General features: G+C 66.5%; 18 protein-coding genes and 1 pseudogene. 9 read left to right on the top strand and 10 right to left on the bottom strand.

The annotated features are described in order from the left end of the window. The first annotated feature begins 170 nt into the window (after nt 1-170). Complete coding sequence (locus HLAC_RS11805) at nt 171-3,341, top strand: adenosylcobalamin-dependent ribonucleoside-diphosphate reductase (protein WP_015911070.1); 3,171 nt, start codon at nt 171-173, stop codon at nt 3,339-3,341. A 402-nt stretch (nt 3,342-3,743) separates the two neighbouring features. On the opposite strand, the gene glnA is transcribed toward HLAC_RS11805, so the two are convergent. Continuing rightward, a complete protein-coding gene (gene glnA / locus HLAC_RS11800) occupies nt 3,744-5,114 on the bottom strand; it encodes a type I glutamate--ammonia ligase (RefSeq protein ID WP_015911069.1) in 1,371 nt (456 codons plus the stop codon). A gap of 126 nt (nt 5,115-5,240) precedes the next feature. Here glnA and lrp point away from each other — a divergent pair, with 126 nt between their 5' ends. Continuing rightward, the gene (gene lrp, locus HLAC_RS11795; RefSeq protein ID WP_015911068.1) at nt 5,241-5,702 is read left to right on the top strand and encodes an HTH-type transcriptional regulator Lrp; all 462 of its coding nucleotides are present in this window, start codon (nt 5,241-5,243) and stop codon (nt 5,700-5,702) included. Nucleotides 5,703-5,790: 88 nt separating this feature from the next. Here the strand turns inward: lrp and HLAC_RS11790 are convergent, their stop codons facing one another. Continuing rightward, a complete protein-coding gene (locus HLAC_RS11790; RefSeq protein ID WP_015911067.1) occupies nt 5,791-7,014 on the bottom strand; it encodes a phosphoglycerate kinase in 1,224 nt (407 codons plus the stop codon). A gap of 98 nt (nt 7,015-7,112) precedes the next feature. After that, a complete protein-coding gene (gene gap / locus HLAC_RS11785) occupies nt 7,113-8,165 on the bottom strand; it encodes a type I glyceraldehyde-3-phosphate dehydrogenase (RefSeq protein ID WP_015911066.1) in 1,053 nt (350 codons plus the stop codon). Between the two features lie 252 nt (nt 8,166-8,417). Here gap and HLAC_RS11780 point away from each other — a divergent pair, with 252 nt between their 5' ends. Further along, the gene (locus tag HLAC_RS11780) at nt 8,418-8,795 is read left to right on the top strand and encodes an Hsp20/alpha crystallin family protein (RefSeq protein WP_015911065.1); all 378 of its coding nucleotides are present in this window, start codon (nt 8,418-8,420) and stop codon (nt 8,793-8,795) included. Between the two features lie 14 nt (nt 8,796-8,809). Here HLAC_RS11780 and HLAC_RS11775 read toward each other — a convergent pair whose 3' ends face one another. Next, nucleotides 8,810-9,709: an ATP-grasp domain-containing protein gene (locus HLAC_RS11775; RefSeq protein WP_015911064.1), complete on the bottom strand. Its 900-nt coding sequence runs from the start codon at nt 9,707-9,709 to the stop codon at nt 8,810-8,812. 56 nt (nt 9,710-9,765) lie between these two features. Beyond that, nucleotides 9,766-10,056, bottom strand: coding sequence for a translation initiation factor eIF-1A (gene eif1A, locus HLAC_RS11770; protein ID WP_015911063.1), 291 nt, complete (start codon nt 10,054-10,056; stop codon nt 9,766-9,768). A 91-nt stretch (nt 10,057-10,147) separates the two neighbouring features. Here eif1A and HLAC_RS11765 point away from each other — a divergent pair, with 91 nt between their 5' ends. Continuing rightward, nucleotides 10,148-10,327, top strand: coding sequence for a DUF7470 family protein (locus HLAC_RS11765; RefSeq protein ID WP_015911062.1), 180 nt, complete (start codon nt 10,148-10,150; stop codon nt 10,325-10,327). 91 nt (nt 10,328-10,418) lie between these two features. Further along, on the top strand, nt 10,419-10,664 hold the full coding sequence (locus HLAC_RS11760; RefSeq protein WP_015911061.1) for a DUF8151 family protein: 246 nt from the start codon (nt 10,419-10,421) through the stop codon (nt 10,662-10,664). Nucleotides 10,665-10,699: 35 nt separating this feature from the next. On the opposite strand, the pseudogene HLAC_RS11755 reads toward HLAC_RS11760, so the two are convergent. Next, nucleotides 10,700-12,405 (bottom strand): annotated as a pseudogene (locus tag HLAC_RS11755) (cryptochrome/photolyase family protein). 104 nt (nt 12,406-12,509) lie between these two features. Here HLAC_RS11755 and HLAC_RS11750 point away from each other — a divergent pair. From HLAC_RS11750 to HLAC_RS11740, 3 genes are all read left to right on the top strand, one after another. Then, the gene (locus HLAC_RS11750; protein WP_015911059.1) at nt 12,510-12,707 is read left to right on the top strand and encodes a hypothetical protein; all 198 of its coding nucleotides are present in this window, start codon (nt 12,510-12,512) and stop codon (nt 12,705-12,707) included. Between the two features lie 65 nt (nt 12,708-12,772). Beyond that, complete coding sequence (locus HLAC_RS11745; RefSeq protein WP_015911058.1) at nt 12,773-13,747, top strand: aldo/keto reductase; 975 nt, start codon at nt 12,773-12,775, stop codon at nt 13,745-13,747. A 156-nt stretch (nt 13,748-13,903) separates the two neighbouring features. Further along, nucleotides 13,904-14,374: a hypothetical protein gene (locus HLAC_RS11740; RefSeq protein WP_015911057.1), complete on the top strand. Its 471-nt coding sequence runs from the start codon at nt 13,904-13,906 to the stop codon at nt 14,372-14,374. Nucleotides 14,375-14,609: 235 nt separating this feature from the next. Here the strand turns inward: HLAC_RS11740 and HLAC_RS11735 are convergent, their stop codons facing one another. From HLAC_RS11735 to HLAC_RS11725, 3 genes are all read right to left on the bottom strand, one after another. Beyond that, complete coding sequence (locus HLAC_RS11735; protein WP_015911056.1) at nt 14,610-15,611, bottom strand: phosphatase PAP2 family protein; 1,002 nt, start codon at nt 15,609-15,611, stop codon at nt 14,610-14,612. A 15-nt stretch (nt 15,612-15,626) separates the two neighbouring features. Next, nucleotides 15,627-16,940 carry a YihY/virulence factor BrkB family protein gene (locus HLAC_RS11730; protein WP_015911055.1) on the bottom strand — a complete coding sequence of 438 codons (1,314 nt, stop codon included), beginning with the start codon at nt 16,938-16,940 and terminating at the stop codon, nt 15,627-15,629. A 125-nt stretch (nt 16,941-17,065) separates the two neighbouring features. Further along, on the bottom strand, nt 17,066-18,211 hold the full coding sequence (locus tag HLAC_RS11725; RefSeq protein ID WP_015911054.1) for a tRNA (guanine(26)-N(2))-dimethyltransferase: 1,146 nt from the start codon (nt 18,209-18,211) through the stop codon (nt 17,066-17,068). A gap of 207 nt (nt 18,212-18,418) precedes the next feature. Between HLAC_RS11725 and HLAC_RS11720 the strand changes: the two genes are divergently transcribed. Then, a complete protein-coding gene (locus HLAC_RS11720) occupies nt 18,419-19,159 on the top strand; it encodes a hypothetical protein (protein WP_015911053.1) in 741 nt (246 codons plus the stop codon). A gap of 143 nt (nt 19,160-19,302) precedes the next feature. Here HLAC_RS11720 and HLAC_RS11715 read toward each other — a convergent pair whose 3' ends face one another. Next, complete coding sequence (locus HLAC_RS11715) at nt 19,303-20,010, bottom strand: universal stress protein (RefSeq protein ID WP_015911052.1); 708 nt, start codon at nt 20,008-20,010, stop codon at nt 19,303-19,305. Nucleotides 20,011-20,033: the final 23 nt, after the last annotated feature.

Genomic DNA, 20,033 nt, shown 5'->3' with positions numbered 1-20,033 from the left:
TACCGACGTACCGAATTCAGCGTCAGACGTGCGGAACGAAGTTGCATAACGAATCGTACATATAGATGTTGTCGGGTCCGAATATCCGAACGTACAAGGGCCCGCCTCGCCAGTACACCAACACTACAGATGATCCGTATCTCACGCCAACCGAGCGGGGTGGCCGTCGAATGAGCAGCGACGACGTCGCCACCGACGAAGTCGAACTGCCGATCAAACGAACCACGGGCGAGACGCTAGAGGACCGTCTCACGGCCAACGCCTATCACAACATCCTGCCCGCGCGCTACCTCCGGAAGAACGCGGACGGGGAGCCGATCGAGAATCCCGAGGGGCTGTTCGACCGCGTCGCGCGCAACGTCGCGCTCGCGGAGGCCGTCTTCGAAGCCGAGAAGCAGGGCGTCGAGGTCACCGTCACGCCCGACCAGCTGAAGCCCGACCACCCGCGTCGCGACGAGCTCGCCGCCGACGTGTTCGGGACCGGGACCACCGCGACCGACGACGTGGAGACGACGCTCACCGCACACAACGTCAATAAGTTCGCGTACTCCACCGTCGTCCCCGAGCTGCCCGAGGGCGTGCGCGAGCACGTCGAAGCGACCGCGGACCGGTTCCGCGACGGGATGGAGTCGCTCTCCTTCATGCCGAACTCGCCGACGCTGATGAACGCGGGCGACGAGCTCCAGCAGCTCTCCGCCTGCTTCGTCGACTCTCCCGCAGACGACATCACCGACATCCACCAGACCGCCAAGGAGGCGGCCGAGGTATTCCAGTCCGGCGGCGGCATGGGGTACGCGTTCTGGAAGCTCCGCCCCTACGGCGACGCGGTCGGCTCGACCGGCGGGATCGCCTCCGGCCCGATCACGTTCATGCGGACGTTCGACCAGATGTGCGAGACGATCGCGCAGGGCGGCGCGCGCCGCGGGGCCCAGATGGGCGTCATGCGCGTCTCGCACCCGGACGTCATCCAGTTCATCCACTCGAAGAACAAGGACGTCTCCCTTGCTCACTCGCTGCGCCTGAACGACCCCGACGACTTCACGCACAACTCCTTCGCGGACGCCTTGGAGGAGGCGCGTGAGCTGATCGACGAGGATGGAAAGGTGCCCGAACACCTCCGAAACGCGGTCGAGGGCCACCTCTCGAACTTCAACATCAGCGTCGGCGTCACCGACGACTTCATGGAGGCGCTGTACAACGACGAGGAGTTCACCTTCACCAACCCGCGCACGGAGGAGCCGCACATCGCGACCCCCGAGACGAAGGAGATCTACGACATGTTCGGCCTCGGCGAGCACGTCGAGGTCGGCGAGGTCCTCTCGATCCCGGCCGACGAGCTCTGGGACGACATGATCGAGGGTGCCCACGAGAACGGTGAACCGGGCGTCATCTACCTCGAACGCGTGAACAAGGAGCACTCCTTCGACACCAAAGAACACCCGGACCACCGGATCCTCGCGACGAACCCCTGCGGCGAGCAGCCGCTGGAGGAGTACGAGGCCTGTAACCTCGGACACATCAACCTCTCGACGCTCGCGGCGCAGGACGCGCCGGACTGGCGCGTCTGGTCCGACGAACACGCCGACGAGTACGACACCGAGGAGGCCGCCATGTCGGCGTTCTTAGAGGAGGCGATCGACTTCGAGGAGTTCGACGAGCGGATCGACTACGGCACCCGCTTCTTAGAGAACGTGGTCACGATGTCGGATTTCCCGGTCGAGAAGATCGAACAGAAGGTCCGCGACATGCGGAAGATCGGACTGGGCGTCATGGGGCTCGCGCAGCTGTACATTCAGCTGGGGATCCAGTACGGCACCGAGCCGGGTAACGAGGTCGCCCGCCAGCTGATGACGCACATCAACCACGCGTCGAAGCAGACCTCCCACGAGCTCGCGACGGAGCGCGGGACGTTCAACGACTGGGAGGAGTCGAAGTACGCGAACCCCACCGAGTACCGCGACTGGTTCGAGCACTATACCGGGCTCGACGCGGACGAGTGGGAGGACGGGTTCCCGATCCGCAACCACAACACGACGACGATCGCGCCCACGGGCACGACGTCGATGATCGGCAACACCACCGGCGGGTGTGAGCCCATCTACAACGTCGCCTACTACAAGAACGTCTCCGACGACGTGCAGGGCGACGAGATGCTCGTCGAGTTCGACGACTACTTCCTGCGCACCTTAGAGGAGAACGACGTCGACGTCGACGCCGTCAAGCAGGAGGCCCAAGAGCAGATGGCGACGAACGAGTTCGACGGCGTAGACGGGCTAGAGACGGTTCCGGACGCGATCGGCGAGTTGTTCGTCGTCACCGGCGACCTCTCGGGCAAGCAGCACGCGTCGGTCCAGTGCGCCTGCCAGGAGGGCGTCGACTCCGCCATCTCGAAGACGTGTAACTTCCCGAACGATGCCACCGCCGAGGAGATGGAAGAGGTGTACCGCTACATCTACGACCACGGCGGGAAGGGCGTCACCGTCTACCGCGACGGAACCCGCTCGAAGCAGGTGCTCACGACGCGCGCGAAGAACGCGGAGTTCGCCGACGAGAGCGAGGCGGCCGAGGCGATCGTCGAGCAGATCGGCGAAGTGTTCGGCGGCGTCGAGGCGTTCCTCGACAACGAGGACGTCCAGCAGGCGATCGACGCGGAGATTTCGGATCTCCTCGAAGCCACCGAGCAGCCTCGGATCGACTACAGCGAGCGCAGCCCGCGCCCCGACTCCCTGAACGGCGTCACCCAGCGGGTCGAGACGGGCTACGGCAAGCTGTACGTCACCATCAACGAGGACGAGAACGGGCTGCCGTTCGAGCTGTTCGCGAACATCGGTCACTCCGGCGGCTACACCAACTCCTTCACGGAGGCGCTCGCGAAAGTCATCTCGACGGCGCTCCGCTCGGGCGTCGATCCCGAGGAGATCGTCGACGAGCTACAGGGTACCCGGAGCCCGAAAGTCGCGTGGGACAAAGGCGAGCAGATCCAGTCGATCCCGGACGCGATCGGCACCGCGCTTCGGCGCTACCTCGACGACGATGTCGATAAGGGGATCCCCCAACAGCAGAGTCTCGACGACGTGGAGAGCACCGTCGAGTCGCCGAGCCAGACCGACGGCGGCGCGGTCGACGCCGGAACCGAGACCGACGCTCCGGTCGACGGTCCGGCCGACGCTCCCACCGCAGACGCCCCCGACGCCGCGGACGACACGGCTGGCGCCGACGACGCGATGCAAGAACTCATCGCGGCGGGCGAATCGCCCGAGTGTCCCGAGTGCGGCGGCATGAACCTCTACTACTCCGAGGGCTGCAAGACGTGCGAGTCGTGCGGCTGGTCGGAGTGTTAGACGGATCGAGCCGGCGTCGGTAACGAGCGGTCGGCGGTGCGATTTTTATAGCGATTTGTCCGAACGCGATCGAGAGCGAGAGTGAGTGTTACGTTCGTCGCTGGCGATGTAGTATTTAAAAAACCGTGAGCGACTGCAGTAGATACTTATAAAGAAACGATGCGGTGGCGTCGCCGGCGCAAAGCGCCGGCTGTAAGCGAGAGTTTTGCTCTCGCATCACCGAGAAATACCCGTCAGCAACACCGCAACTTGACTTATAATCGACCGCGCGATAACTCTGTTTTATCTACTCCCGCTATCGCTCGTTCGGGTTCACACAGTCGTCGCAGATCGCGACGTCGATGCCGGAGAGATGAGTGGAAAAGCGAAATCGGACGAGAGAACCGAGACCGCGCGGTCGCCTTAGAACGTCTCCAGGTAGCGGTCCTCCTCCCACTGCGACACCTGGGTGAGGTACTCGCTGAACTCTTGGGACTTCGCCTCGGCGAACTTCTCGGAGGTGTGCGGGCCGAGCGCGTCCTGGAGGACCTCGTCAGTCTCCAGCTCCTCGACGGCGGCGCCGAGGTTCGGCGGTAGCGTCTCGATGCCGTACTCCTGGCGTTTCTCGTCGTCGAACTCGTAGATGTCCTCGCGGACCGGGTCGCCCGGGTCGGCCTCCGTCTCGATGCCGTGGAGGCCGGCCGCGATCATCGACGCCAGTCCGAGGTAGGGGTTACACGACGGGTCCGGGCTGCGGACCTCGAAGCGCGCGGAGACGCCCGCGGCGTCGGGCACGCGGACGAGCGCCGAGCGGTTCGTGTCGGACCACGCGACGTAGATGGGCGCCTCGTAGCCGGGCACCAGCCGCTTGTAGGAGTTCACGGTCGGGTTGGTGACCGCCGTGAACGCCTTCGCGTGGTTCAGGATGCCGCCCATGAACTGGTAGGCGGTCTCGCTCAGGTTGAACTCGTCCGAGTCGTCGGCGAAGGCGTTGCCGTCCTCGTCGAACAGCGAGATGTGACTGTGCATGCCAGAGCCGTTGATGTCGGCGATCGGCTTGGGCATGAACGTCGCGTGCAGGTCGTGCTGGCTCGCGACCGCGCGGACGACGGCGCGGAACGTCGCGATGTTGTCCGCGGCCGTGAGCGCGTCGTCGTACTTGAAGTTGATCTCGTGTTGCCCCTCCGCGACCTCGTGGTGGGACGCCTCGATCTCGAAGCCCATCTCCTCTAACGTGAAGATGATCTCCTTGCGAACGTCGCTCGCGAGATCCTTGGGCGCGAGGTCGAAGTAGCCGCCGTTGTCGTGGGGGATCGTCGTCGCGTTGCCGTCGTCGTCCGTCTTGAAGAGGAAGAACTCCGGCTCCGGTCCGATGGAGACCGTGTACCCCATGTCGTCGGCCTTCGAGAGGACGCGCTTCAGCACCTGGCGCGGGCCGCCCTCGAACGGTTCCCCTTCCGTGGTGACGATGTCACAGATGATCCGAGCGGCCGCGGAGCCGTCCTCGCCGTCGCTGCGCCACGGGAGCACCGCGAACGTGTCGGGGTCGGGGACGAGCCGCATGTCCGACTCCTGAATTCGCACGAACCCCTCGATGGAGGAGCCGTCGAAGTAGATCCCCTCGGTGAACGCCTTCTCCGCCTGATGAGCGGGCACGGAGACGTTCTTCACGACGCCGAGGATGTCGGTAAACTGGAGCCGCAGGAAATCGACGTTCTCTTCTTCGATCTCGTCGAGTACCGCCTGTTCTTTGGCCGTGAGGCCGCCGTCCGGTTTCGCGTGTTCGTCCGTCATGTTCTGGACGTATCATTCGTTATCTGCCAGTATAAAGGCCTTATCGCTTGGTGCATGAACCGCCAGTCGCGCAAGAATGCTGGACGTTCGTAAAATTATAAACCCCTGAAGACGTGGATTGGTGTGATGACGTACGAAAACCTCGACGCGAAACTCGTCAACTCCCTTCTCAGCAACGGACGGGCGAGCCTCAGGAGTCTCGGCGACGAGCTCGACGTATCGGTGACGACGGTGTCGAACCACCTCCGTGATCTCGAAGAAGAGGGTGTGATCCGAGGGTACACGCCGATCGTCGACTACGACAAGCTCGGCTACGACGTGACCGCGGTGCTCCAGCTCAAAGTCGAGGGGAGCGCGCTCCCCGACGTGACCGAGAAGCTCCGCCAGGAGAAACAGATGGTGAGCGTCTACGAGGTCACGGGCGATTACGACGTGATCGCCATCGGGAAGTTCACTGACACGGACGGGATGAACGCCCAGATCAAGTCGATCCTCACCGACGCCGACATCCGCGAGTCGAACACCAGCGTCGTCCTCAACGCCGTCACCGAAAACGAGCAGTTCGACCTCGACCTCAACGAGGAGTAGCTCCTTCGAGCCCGCGCGCGCTTTCGCTTTGCCCTCTCTGTCTGCGCTCGCGCGCGCCTCCAGTTCCGTCTACTGGCCCGCCGACGCCCTACTGCCGTCCGGCCGCCGCCTCCAAGACTTCCACGGCCGGCAGCGGCTCGCCCGTCAGCGCGCGGATGTACGCCCCGCCCGCGATGGAGACGTGCGAGAAGTCGTCCTCGTCGAGCCCGTACATCTCGATCGCCCGCGAGGTGTCGCCGCCGCCGACCACCGAGAAGCAGTCGGTCTCGGCGATCGCTTCGAGCACGCCCACCGTTCCGTCCGCGAACCGCTCGTCCTCGAAGACGCCGAGAGCACCCTTCACGAACACCGCGTCGGACTCGTGGATCGGCGGTTCGTACGCCGCGATCGTCTCCGAGCCGACATCGAGGTACCCGTCCGTCTTCTCGTCGATGTCGTCGACGGCGACCTCCGCGCGGTCGCCGTCGGGACCCTCGTACGCGAGGTCGGTCGCGAGCCGGATCGCGTCGCCGCGCTCGTCGAGCACCGACTCGATCAGCTCGCGATTCTCCTCCCACTGCTCGTCGAACAGGTCCGTCCCCTCCAGATCGTGACCGACCGGGTGACCGGCAGCGCGCAAGAACAGTTCGCCGGCGACGCCGCCGAGCAGGAAGCGATCGACCCGGTCGTCCAAGGCGTCCATCACGCCGATCACGTCGGTCGCTTTCGTCCCGCCGACGACCATCGTCACCGGCCCGTCGAACTCGCGGGTCGCGATGGCGGTGTTGGCCTCGTACTCCGTCTCCATCACGCGCCCCGCGTACGCGGGGAGCACGAGCGGAAACCCGACGAGCGAGGCGTGCTTGCGGTGGGCCGCCGAGTACGCGTCGTTGACGTACGCGTCGAACTGCGGCGCGAGCGTCTGAACGAACTCCGTTTCAGCCTTCTCCTCGGGATCCGCCTCGGGAAGCTCGTCGTCGCACATTCGGGTGTTCTCAAGGAGGAGCACCTCGCCCGCGCCGAGCGCGTCGATGGCGTCCAGCGCCTCGTCGCCGAAGGTGTCTGCCACGAACGCCACGTCCCGGCCGACGTGGTCGGCGAGGATGTCGGCGTGGCCCGAAAGCGACGTGAAGTCGTCGCGGCCGGGACGGCCCTGGTGGGCCATGAGTACGACGCGGTGACCCGCATCGGCGAGCTCGCGGACCGTCTCCGCGTGGCGCTCGAACCGGCGGTTGTCCTGCGGTTTTCCGTCTTCGATCGGGGAGTTGAGGTCGAGCCGAACGAGGACGCGCGAGTCTGCCGGAAGGTCGTCGATGGTGTCGAAAGCGGCCATGGGTACTTGTCGTCGATGAGATATTTAAGCGGTGGTTCTCCGGGGCAACGTTGCCGCCGGGGGTGTCAGACCAGCCGTCCGCAGCTGCGATCAGTCGCTTACGCTTCGTCCTGAACGTACGCGGCCATGTCGAGCATCCGGTTCGAGAAGCCGTACTCGTTGTCGTACCAGGTGAGGATCTTCAGGAGCTTCCCACCGGCGATGACGTTCGTCGACTGCAGGTCGACGTAGCTGGAGAACGGGAGGCCGACGATGTCGCTGGAGACGACCTCGTCGTCGGTGTAGCCGAGCACGCCCGCGAGCGGCCCGGAGTCGGCGGCGTCGCGGAAGGCGGCGTTGACCTCGTCCGCGGTGACGTTCTCATCGAGGCTGACGACGAACTCGGTGATCGAGCCGGACGGGACGGGAACACGCATCGCCATCCCGTCGATCTTCCCCTCAAGCTGCGGGAGAACCTCCTGTGCGGCGCCCGCGGCGCCCGTCGAGGTCGGTACGATGTTCTCGGCGGCCGCGCGACCGCGGCGGGTCTTCGCCTTCGGCCCGTCGATCAGGCTCTGGGAGCCGGTGTACGCGTGAACCGTGGTGAGGGTGCCGGCGTCGATGCCGAACTCCGCGTCGAGCACCTTCGCGACCGGCGTGATGGAGTTAGTCGTACAGGAGGCGTTCGAGATCACGTCGTCGCCCTCGTATTCGTCGTGGTTGACGCCGTAGACGAGCTGTTTGACCGGCTCCTCGCCTTTCGGGGGCGCCGAGATGATCACGGTGTCTGCGCCGCCGTCGAGGTGCGCGCTCGCGTCCTCGCGGGTACGGAAGACGCCCGTACACTCTAAGGCCACGTCCACGTCGAGCTCGTCCCACGGGAGGTCCGCGGGGTCCTGCACGTTGTACAGCGGAACTGAGGTGTCGCCGATCGTCAGCGCGTCGCCGTCGCGCTCGACGCCGTCGAGCCGCCCCATGACGGTGTCGTACTTCGCGAGGTACGCCATGTCGTCGAAGTCCATCACGTCGTTGATGCCGACGAGATCGATGCGCGGCGACTCCAGCACCGCACGGAACACGTTTCGCCCGATCCGACCGAAGCCGTTGAGGCCCACCCGGACGACCTCGTCGTCGCTCACGTCGTCATCCGCGGTGAGATATGATTTACTCATGTTCGAAAAAAGCGAGCCCAGATACTTAAATCCGACCGAGTCAACGCGAGACAGTCACTATCGTTTGTTTTCGTTACGTCCGGCTTGGTCTTGTTCGAGCAGATTTGCCAATGTCTGGACATGCTAGCCGAGCGGATCCCGGAGGTGTCGGCCAATCGACAAAGTCGCCGCGTACCGCCTGCACGACCCCGAACGGCGGCGAAGACGGTCGTGGACAGAAGGCTTATCGGGGTCAGCGACCTCACGTGAGGTATGGATAGAGACGACCGTGACGATCCGTTCGGCGACTTCTTCGAGGAGATCGAACGGATGATGAACGAGATGGCCAACGGGAACCCCGGAAGCGAGGACGCCGGCTTCGGCTCGGCGACGCACGTGGACGCGTACACCACCGACGACGGCGTGCGACTCGTCGCCGACCTCCCGGCCGTCTCGAAGGATGAGCTCTCCCTGCAGTGCGACGGGGAGGCGCTCACCATCTCTGCGGCGTCCGATCGGCGGGAGTACGACGAAACCGTCGAACTGCCCGTCCCGGTCGACGAGCACTCGGCGGACGCGACGTTCAACAACGGCGTGTTGGAGGTCGTGTTCGACCGCGACGACGACTCCGCCTCGATCGATCTGGAGTAGCCGCAGCCTCCTTTTTATTCTCCCGCGGCGGTCCGCTCGATCAGCCCTGCGAGCCGGTCATAGAAGTCGGGCTTGTACTTCGTCGCCGCGTCGACGGTCGGCCGCGCGTTCGTCTCGTTGACGACCAGCCGTCCGTCCGTCTCCAGCAGGTCGACGCCGAGGTAGTCGATCCCGAGTGCCTCCGCGGTCCGCTCGGCCAACTCGCGGGCGCGGTCCGGGAGGTCGACACCGGTGGCCGCCGCGCCGCGGTGGACGTTGTGTTTCCACCGCCCCTCCTCGACCGCGTCCGGAGGGAGTTCCCGCTCGACCGCGCCGACGTACGCGCCGTCGACGACCATCGCCCGGTAGTCGCGCGCGTCGGGGAGGAACTCCTGAATCAGGTACGACTTGTCGCCGGTCGCGCGGTAGTCGTGGACGAGGTTGAGATAGTCGACGACGCCCAGAAGCGAGTCGAGATCGGTCGCGGTCGCGACACCCACGCCCCGAGTGGCGGAGTTCGGCTTGACGACGACGGGGTAAGAGAACGGCGCGACGGCCTCGGTGACGACCGCCTCGTCGACGGGGTTCGACACCAGCGTCGTCCGCGGCGTCGGAATTCCGGCGGCGTCGAGCGCGGCGAGCACGCCCGCCTTGTTCCGGGAGGTGAGGACGGCCTCCCGGTCGTTCACCCACGGGACCGACAGCCGTGCGTCGACCACGACGCCCTCCATAAGTCGCGAGGGGTAGACGAAGCCGGCGTCGAAGCCGTCGAACTCGTCGTCAGCGTCCGACGGACCCTCACGCTCCCTACCCCCGGAGACGCGGAGCGCCCGCTCTTTCGCCTGCACGTGATCGATCGCGATCCCGCGGTCGGCGAGCGGCCCGCGCACGCGTTCGAACGTCTCGGCGTCCGTCGTCATCGCGAGCCGGAGCATACGTCTGTTCGGGACCGTTCGGACTTAAAAATCGCGAGGGGCGCGCCGCACCCGATTCACTGGAGGTGGCCTTCCTCCCGGAGCTGTTCGGCCTCGCTCTTCTCGTAGCGCCACGCGATGTCGCCCTTCTCGTCTTGCCAGTCCCACGGCTCGACGAGGACGATGTCGTCCTCGCGGATCCAGACGCGCTTCTGCATCCGCCCGGGGATGCGCGCGGTCCGCTCTTTCCCGTCCGCACAGCGCACGCGGACCCGGTTTGCGCCGAGCATCTCGACGACCTCCGCGAACACCTCGTCCTCGTCGGGCATCCGGAGATCGTTTCGACCGCCGCCGTCTCCATTGCTCATGCGTACGCGGTGATACGCGCTCCCGGAAATAAAAGGGCCGCTCTCCGCACGGAAACACCCTTTTTAAATCTCGACGGCGGCGATCGGAGACATGCGCGACACCCTCGGGTCCGAAGGCATCGCCGGCGTCGTGATCGTCCTCATCGCGGTCGGGGTTCTAACCGTCCACGATCCGATCGTCGGTGCGGGCGTCATGGTTCTGTTAGCCGGGCTCGCGCTGATTGCAAAGGGGGTCGCCGACTCGACGATGCGGGCGTTCGGGCTCAAGTAGGTGCTACCGTCCGTTTTGTGGTCTCTGACGGACGAATGTTCCTCGGCCCCGCTCCCGAAAGAGTGATACTTCGCGGCCACCCCGGACCGGTATGGTCGACGTACCCGCGGTCGCCGTCGAACTGATCGAACTCCTCGCCGTCGTCGTCGGCGCCGGCGCCGCCTCGGCGATCGGCGTCGTGCTGGAACGCTTCGGGCTCACCGCAGTCACCGCCGGCGATCTCGCGCTCGGCGCGTGGGCGGTCGGAATGGGTCTGCTCGCGCTGTACGTCGGGGTCGTTGCGCTCGGCTACGAGCAGGCGCTCCCCCGGATCCAGCGTATCGCCGCCGGCGAGTGAGCGGATCCGACACGGGTGTCGAAGGCGAATCGCGTTTATAAATCTCCATCCGCCGCCATTTCTCTGATCGCTGCCGCCCGCTCGCGGATCGCGGCCAGTTCCGACTCGGCTTTGTTGTCGAGGTGCGAGTACATCAGTCCCATCCGACCGGTTCCGCGGAGCGTCTCCCCGTTCTCCCTTAGAAGTCTCAGTAGAGCGCGTTGAGCGGGCACGCGCCCTCGCCCGTGGTCCGTGAGACCGCGTACGGGCAGGTCGCGCAGTAGTCGCTCATGCGGTTCACGTAGCTCCCCGATGCGGCGTACGGCTTCGAGGAGAGCACGTCCGTCCCGAACGACCCCATCGCGACGACGTTCGGCGTCGTCACCCAGTGGTAGGCGTCGACGAACCCGAGGTGAAACCACTCGTTCAGCTCGGCGGGATCGGTGCCGTAGAGCAGCGCCATGTTCGAGAGCACCATCAGCCGCTCGATGTGGTGGGCGTAGCCGTACTTCCGGACGTGACCGACCGTCTCGGAGAGACACCGCATGTCCGTGTCGCCGTCTCGGTAGGCCGGCGGGAGCTCCCGCGACTGGTCCAGTTGGTTGGCCGCCGCCAGCTCCGGCATCGCCTCGCGGTAGACGTGTCGGGTGAACTCCCGCCAGCCGATCACCTGCTGACGAATCCCTCGACCGCGTTGAGGGGGACGGGAGCGGGTCCGCGGTCGTCGGCTCCGTCGCCCGGATCCTCCTTACCGAACGCGTCCAGCGTCGTCCCAGAATCGCTGGCGGCGGGGTCCTCGTCGGGATCGTACGCGCCCGGTTCGACGCCGCGCTCGGTGTATGCCGCCTCCACTGCCCGGACCGGCTCGCGCGGGTCGAGCAGTCCGAGGTTGATCGCGGGCGACAGCAGCGAATGCGAGAGGAACGGCTCGTCCGTCACCATCGCGTCCTCGTACCGCCCGAACGACGGGAGCCGGTCGCGGACGAACGCGTCGAGCGCCGTCTGCGCCTCCTCGCGGGTGACCGGCCAGGCGAACTCGTCGAGAGAGTCGGTTCCCCACGTGTCGAACCGCTCGCGGACCCACGCGTGAGTCTCGCGGGTGAGTTCGTCGGGGTCGAACCGCGGCGGCTCGGGTGGTTCCCAGCCGTCCGGCGGCGTCTCCTGATTGAGGTCGTCGTAGTTCCGCTCGCCGCCGACCGGCTCGTCGCCGTCCATCAGCACGCCCGTCTCGCGGCGGACGTGGCGGTACCAGTTCTCCTGTCGGTAGCGTCTGTCGGCGCTCCCGTCCTCGCCGACGATCCGGTTCCGTCTCCTCCCCGTCCGACTCACCCGTCGACTCACCCGTCCACTCACGCCAGTCGTCGGGCGTCGTCCAGAACAGCTCGTTGTCCAGTAGCTCCAACGCTCCGCCGCGCTCGGCAACGACCTCGCGCAGTCGGTCGCCCGCGCCGTGGCTCGCGGGGCGCATGAGCCGGAGGTCGGCGTCGCCCGGCTCGCCAGCGAACTCCTCGTCGAAGAACGTGTCCAGCCCGTCGCCGAACGATTCGGCCCGCAGGTACGTCACGTCGTGGCCGCGCTCGCGGAGCGCGTCGCGGGCGTGTCGCATCGCCGAGAACACGAGCGTCAGCTTGTGGGTGTGGTACGGTTTCCGGTCGGCGAAGCCGTGCGCCTCGATCAGCAGCACCTCGTCGGCGTTGGCGAGCGCGTCGAGATCGGGGTTGAGCTGGTCTCCTAGCAACCAGAGGACGGAGTCGTCGCTCATGGATGCCACACGGACGCGACCGACGTAGCTCTACGGGGACGCCGGTTTCGACTGCCGTCCGGAACACCCGCTCCTTTTTACTCGGCCTCGGTGAGTGGAGTGGTATGGACGATATCCTCACGAACTGGCTCCTCGGTCTGATCGCCGCCCTCCTCGCCGTGCTCGTGCTCGGCTCGACCGGGCAGTCGTTCCTCGACCCGCTCGCTCCGGTCGCGAACGTGCTCGCGCTCGTGACGTTCCTCGCGTTCGTGCTTCTGACGGGCGCGTTCCTCGTGTACACCGCGTCGTTCCGGAACGCCTAGGCCGCCCTCGCGGCGAACCCGCCCGGTGCGGGTACCTTTTTATTTCCCCTCTGTCTGCTCGCCATATGGAGTACACGACGCTCGGAAGCACCGGGACGACGGTCTCGAAGATCTGTCTCGGCTGTATGAGCTTCGGCGACTCGGATTGGCGCGAGTGGGTCCTCGACGAGGAGGAGGGGAAAGCGATCGTCGAGCGCGCGCTCGAACTCGGGGTGAACTTCTTCGACACCGCCAACATGTACTCGAACGGCGAGTCGGAGCGCGTCCTCGGCGAGGCGCTGGAGGGCCACCGCGAGGAGAGCGTCGTCGCCACGAAGGCGTACTTCCAGATGGCCGAGTCGAACCCGAACTCCGGCGGGCTCTCGCGGAAGGCGATCGAACAGGAGCTCGAACACAGCCTCGATCGGCTGGGCATGGAGACGATCGACTTGTACCAGCTCCACCGGTGGGACGACGACACGCCGATCGAGGAGACGCTGGCCGCGCTCGACGACGCCGTGCGGCGCGGCAAGGTCCGACACGTCGGCGCCTCGTCGATGTGGGCCCACCAGTTCGCCGAGGCGCTGCACACGAGCGACCGCGAGGGGTACGAGCGGTTCGCCACCATGCAGAACCACTACAACCTCGCCTACCGCGAGGAGGAGCGCGAGACCCTCCCGCTCTGTCAGAAGGAGGGGATCGGCGTGATGCCGTGGAGTCCGCTGGCGCGCGGGTACCTCACGCGCCCGCACGAGGACGTGGACGCCACGCTCCGCGGAGAGACCGAAGAGCACCTCTACGAACACCCCTACCGCGAGGGCGGCGGGCTGGCGGTCAACGAGCGCGTCGCCGAACTGGCCGACGAGAAGGGCGTGAAGATGGCCCAGATCGCGTTGGCGTGGCTGTTCCACAAAGAGTGGGTCGACACACCCATCGTCGGGACGACCAGCGTCGAACACCTCGAAGACGCGGTCGAGGCGCTCGATATCGATCTCTCGAAATCCGACATGGAGTGGCTCGAAGAGCCGTACGAGCCGGTCCGCGTCTCCGGTCACGAGTGAGGTGTTGCGAGCGGGCCGGTACGAGCGGACCGGTACGATCGGATCAAAACGATCGAGTCGAGGCGAGCGAGCCCGACGTCTTCGTCTCCTACTTATAAACGCACCGTCGTGGGCGGCACGACAACCCTTTTCGGCCGGGCCACCGAACCGAAGTCCATGGCAGACGACGACCCCACTAACGCCGACGACGGCGAGGAACAGGGCGACAGCGCCGCCGGAGCCGAGGGCGGCGACGCCGAAGGCGACGACGGCGAGGAGAAATCCTTCCGCGAGCGCGTCGAGGAGATCCGCGAGCGACGCGAGCAGGAGCGCGAGGAAGGCGACCGGCCCGACCCCGAAGAGATGATGGGTGGCGGCGGCGGCCCGCCCGGGATGGGTGGCGGTGGCGGCGGCAACCCCTTCGCGCAGATGATGTCCGGCATGATGGGCGGCGGCGGTCCCGGCGGCGCGGGCGGCCCGCCCGGGATGGGCGGCGGCGGTCCCGGCGGCGCGGGCGGTCGCGGCGAGGAGCGCGGCGATCAGGCCGGCAACGAGGAACTCGTCCGCGAGGTGCGCCAGCTCCGCGATGAGGTCCGCGACGCCACCCGTCAGCTCCAGCGCATCGCGCAGGCGCTCGAAGACGACTGATTCGGCGACAGTTCTCTGCGGCAGCGATTTTTCTCGTTTTTTGACGCCCGGGAGCGCTGCGTTCGTTCGTCGATCGAGAGCGCGAGTGCGTGACGCAGATCGGTTGTTTATAACTGAGCGAGTGGTGTCGCTGTCGCTCACGTCTATTTATATCTCGTATCGCTGCCGACGAACTGCACTATTCACTCCCGCCGTCGATCGAGACGGGACCACGACGCTCGCCCAGCAGAACCGCTCAGTTCCACGCGCCCGACATTCTCTCGATCCGCTCCGGCAGCGCGGGCAGCGCGACGACGGCGACCACGGCGGCAGTCGTCGCGGCCAGCGTGACCGCAACTGATCCCGCGAACACGTACGCGCCCACCCAGAGCCCGCCGGTGACGGCCAGCGCGGGGACCGCGATCCGGACCGGGACCGCGGGTTCGTCGCCGTCGACAAGTCGCCAGCCGACCGCGCCGCCGGCGCCGGTGGCGATCCCGATTCCCGCCTCGACCACCTCGCCGGTGTGCCCGCCCGCGACGGTGACGGCCAGCGCGCCGGTCGAGACGACCGCCGCCAGCAGGAACGGTAGCGTGGGATCGAGCGCGGCGGTGGCGCCGCGAGAGTCGAAACCGCCTTCGCTCTCCGCAGAACCGCCTCGCCGAACCCGCGGGTCGCCCGCGAGCCACAGCGCACCGAGCACGACGCCGCCACCGACGGCCAGCCCCGCCAACACGTCGACGAGGTAGTGAACCTCGATGACGACCCGCGAGGCCGCGACGGCGACGGCGACAAGGACGGCGGCGAGGAGCCGTCTCTGACCGGTCCACGCCCGATCGTACACGAGCGCTAGCGCGAGGTATGCCGCCGCGCCGCCGGTGGCGTGGCCGCTGGGGAAGCCGAAGCCGTCGGAGAGCACCTGCGCCTCGTACCACGCCGACAACAGGCTGGGGAGCCACGCCGGCACGTCCGCGGGGCCGATCGCGCCGGGCGGACGAGGGAGCGCGAACCACGCCTTTCCGAGCGCCGTGGCGGCGTACGCGCAGGTGACGGCCGCGATCGCGGTCGCCCCGGCGCGGCGCGGCGACGCCGCAAGCCGATCGCTCGCGAACCAGTAGCCGACCGCCAGCAGCCCGAACAGGAACCACGGGTCCGCGAGGTGGGTGACGGCAGCGAAGGCGACGACGACGAGCTCCGGGAGCGCGTCAACGAGGGTGACTTCGCCGATCCCGCGCTCGGCAGTGACGAGTCCGGTCACGAACTGATCGTCCAGTCAGTCATCGCTCCGATGGCGGGCGTAATCGAGCGCTTTGCCGGGGGTTTCGAGCAGGTTGAGCCCGATGCCGACGATGATAAAGAGGGTGTACAGTCCTAGCGTCGACAGCCCCAAGATGAGCATCGCGGCGATGGCGTAGAGCCCGTCGAGGAAGGAGAATGCGCCGAGTATCAGCACCGTGCCGTACAGGAGCACGAGGTACGGTCCCCAGCCGCGGGCGTGGCCGCGCCGCATCCGCGAGCGGACGTACCGCTTCAGCTCCGATTCGACGGCCGGCTTGTCGACGGTACGCCGTTCGACGTCGTCCTCGAACGCGTCGAACTCCGTCCGTAGCCGGCTCACCTCCTCCTGTAGCGCCGCCACGTCAGGCGCCCCCGCTGGGCGTTCCTCGTCGCCGGCGTCGCCCGCGCCGTCCGACTCACCGTTCATACCCGTGGATCGGTCGCGGTCGTGTTGTAACTGCCGGTCCATGGCGTCGGCGATCGCCGGCCCACCACCCAAGCCGGCGCCGCTTGCAGGGGCCGTCTCGTCGCGGCCGGCCAAGACGACGTTGACGACCCCGCCGACCACGACGACGACGGCGGCGAGGTACAGCCACGTGACGAGCAGTAAGATACCGCCGATAACGCCGTACACCTGAAACTGGCCGGCGCTCGCGGCGTACACCTGAAAGCCGGCCTGCAGCAGCGTCCAGCCGACGGCGGCGATGGCCGCGCCGGGGAGGGCCTCTCGCAGACCGATGTCCGGCTCGGGGAGCAGGTAGTACATCGGGAGGAAGACGACCGCGAGGAACGCCGGTAACACGAGGATACTCGCCGCCTCCACGGCCGGGACTACGTCGGCGGCCGCGACGAACGCGCCGATGGCGACCATCACGCCGATACCGACGCTGACGGCGAGGACGACCGAGGCGGCATCGGCGAGCTGTTTCACGAAGTCTGGCGGCTCCTTGACGCCGTACAGCTCGGCGAACGCGGTGTCGAGCCCACGGAACACCTTCAGCGTCGACCAGAGCAGCACTGCGACGCCGATCACGCTCGCGCCGGTTCGGCCACCCGCGGAGGAGATCGCGCCGGCGACGGCCTCCTGGCCGGCGGGCGTGAGGAAGTCGCCGGCCGCCGCCAGGAGCTCGACGGCGATCGCCTCCCCGAAGACGGCGGTCGCGACGACGACGAGCAGCAGGAGCGCCGGGATCAGCGAGACGAACGCGTAATAGGCGATTGCGGCGGCAAGGAACGTCACCTGTCGGTCGATCGCGACGTCAACGACGCGCCGAACCGTGTCGATCGAGGCGAGAGAGTGTGTGGGCACGCATCCCGATTCGGACGATAGTAACAAAAACGGGTGGGTGGAGCGGGGAGGTACGGGCCAGTCGCGGCCGCGAACCGATCGCGACGGCGACGGGACCGGGTCGGCACCCGACCGAACGCCGCGGATTAGTCTGCGTCGCCGTCGGCGTCGCCCTCGTTACCGAGGATCGCGTCTCGCATCTCGGGGATCGAGGCCGTGCTCTTGACCGCCGTGCCGCGGTAGTGCGCGCGACTGGCCTCGTAGCCGGCCCCCCGCAGGCGGTCGACGAACTCGTCCATCCCGATGGCGGGCTCGCCCCACGCTTTGTACAGTCGGTGCTGGTCGTAGTGCGTGGGGGTGTCGAGTTCGCGCGCGACGGTTCCAAGCAGTTTCCGCGCGCGCTTCGCCTCGCCCATGTCGTCGGTGACGCGCTCGCGGACCGCGCGGGCGAAATCGGGGTCCGCGACGGGGCCGAGCCAGAGTGGCCCGGCGGTGAGCACGCGGTCGCTCCCGCAGACGGGGCAGGTGTCGACGGGGTCCGCGATCAGCCCGTGGGTCGGATCGCGCCAGAGGCAGTCCTCACAGTTGTCGATGTACCCGAGCTCGTCGATGCAGTCGTCGGCCACTTGGGCGCCCGACTCCAGTTCGAGGTAGGTTCGCGCGTAATGGCGCGAGACATGCGAGACGATCGGGCGGGCCGCCTTGTCGTAGCGCGCGGCGGTCCGGACCAGCGCGGATATCAGCGTCCGGAGCCCCATCTCGGGGTGATAGTCGGTGTTGCGCGGAACCGCCCCGTACTTGCGGATCCCGCTGTTCAGGTGCGCGCCACACAGCGGCGCGGTGTCGGTCGCGGTGACGCAGACGAGGTTGCGCGCGTTCGCGAGCGCGGCGTCAGCGAAGGGGATCGGCGTCCCGTACGGGTCCAGATCGACGACGTCGAAGACGTTCTCGTACAGCAGGGCGTTGACGTCGCGGTGGACGGTCTCCCCGTCGAGGTCGTTGGCGGCGAGGTTTTCGGCGGCCAGCTCGACGGCGTCCGGGTCCACGTCGGCGCAGGTGGTGTCGTACCCCTCGGCGGCGGCGCGGACGCCCCGAATCCCCGAGGCCGCCATCGCGTCGAGGTACGACGACGCGCGCGGCTCGCGGTCGCGGTACGCGCGAAGCACCGCGACAGTCACGTCGCGGTTCAGCTCCTGCGTGGGGTTGAAGAAGACCCCGCCGCCGGTGCCCTCGCTGGCCCCGTCGCGGGCCTCCGGAACGGAGACGGTGAGACCGCCCTCCTCGATGTCCATACCCCGCGTTCGGCTATCCACCACAAAAGGACCCCGCTCCGCGTGTCGTGCGGATCGATCACGCGACCGGTGCGGCCGCGAAGCGGGAACTTTAGCCCGTCTGAGCGGAAAGAGGAGTATACTTATGACTACGACATGGAGCCGACGAGCGAGCATCGGCGGCGGAGCGACACACGGACGCGTCGAATTCCCAGCGGAGGGCCGACGATGGTAAGCCCCGCCCGCGTGGACGCGCTCACCGACATCGCCTACGGTGCGCTGATCGCCTTATCGATCGTGCTCATTGCGACGCTCAACGTGAACGACATCGGGGTGGCGTTCGGGATCGGGGTGTTCGCCTCTTACGTCATCCACGTCGTCTGGAAGATGGCCCGGTTCGACCCTGACTGGATGACCCGCGAGGTCGCCGATCAGGTTGGCAAGGAGGTCGAGAAGAGCGTGGGTGAGACCGTCAACAAGGAAGTTGAGAAGAGCGTGGGTGAAACCGTCAACAAGGAAGTCGAAAAGACGGTTGGCGACACGGTTAGCAAGGAGGTTGAAAAGAGCGTGGGCGAGACCGTCAGCAAGGAGGTCAGCGAGGTTGCTGACGAGGTCAGCGACACTGTCAGCGATGAGGTCACCGGGAAAGTCGAGGAGACAGTTGGGAAGACGGTTGAAGAGACGGTGGGCGAGAAGGTCGAGGAAACGGTTGAGAAGACGGTTGAAGAGACGGTGGGCGAGACGGTTGAGAAGACGGTCGAAGAGACAGTAGGCGAGAAGGTTGAGGAGACGGTCGAAGAGACGGTAGGCGAGAAGGTTGAGAAGACGGTTGAAGAGACGGTGGGCGAGAAGGTCGAGGAAACCGTCGAAGAGACAGTAGACGAGAAGGTCGAAGAAACCGTCGGTAAAAAGGTCGAAGAGACGGTCGAGAAGACCGTCGACGAGAAGAAGTCCGACGACGACTCGTAATCACGGACGGACGATCGGCAGGCGGAACAGACCGATTTTAGCGGGGTTCGTTTCCGAGGCTGTTCACATTTTCGAGAGAGACCTGATTGCGGCCTCGGTGGCGATCTAGAAACGGTTCCCGGAGAAGCGAAGACCGGGGATGGTCAGTAATCACGATTGACGACTATCACCGGATCTCCGGTCTCGTTCGCGATTCGGTCAGGGAGGGTACCGAACACCCGATCGCCGAGCCGCGACTCCGCCTCGTACATCACGACCGCGTCGTACTCGTCGGCCACGCGCAGGATCTCGTCGTCGTGCTCGTCGCCCTCCGTGATGCGGGTGTCCACCGATTCGGGGTCGAACCCCGACTCGATCAGTTTCTCGCGGGTCTCCTCAACGATCCGCTGGCCCCGTTCGCGAGACTCCTCTCCTTCGACGACGTGGAACAGCGTGATCCGCTGTGTTGTGTCTTCGGCGAGGAGGCGAATGAACGTCGGAAGCCGGGTGAACTCCGCCACGTCCGGAAGCGGAACGAGAATTCGGTCGATGCCGTCGGTCGGAGCGGGATCGAGTTCCGCGGCGCACTCCTCGTCGGCGGCGACCTGCTGAATCGCGGTCGTTCGGTCCTTCCCGAACACTAACCGCGTTCTGACGGTGGCTCCCGCCTCGGCGAACGCATTTGCAACCTCGTCGAGCGTCGCCTGCGCTTCGTCGCCGAACTGCTCGCGAGCGGATCGGACCGGCGTCTGTTCAGGAAGGCCGTAGTGACCGAGCACCACGACGTCGAGCGACGACAGGTCGTCGATCAACACCGGCGACAGCGGATCCGGATCCGGCAGTTCGATCGGAACGAGAATTGTGTCTCCCATGGTGAGAACTCGGTCGTCGAGGC

Origin of the sequence: Halorubrum lacusprofundi ATCC 49239 (genome assembly GCF_000022205.1) — an archaeon.
GTDB classification, from domain to species: domain Archaea; phylum Halobacteriota; class Halobacteria; order Halobacteriales; family Haloferacaceae; genus Halorubrum; species Halorubrum lacusprofundi.
Note: the sequence above shows the minus strand (reverse complement) of the source record. Positions and strands in the feature narration are given on the sequence as shown.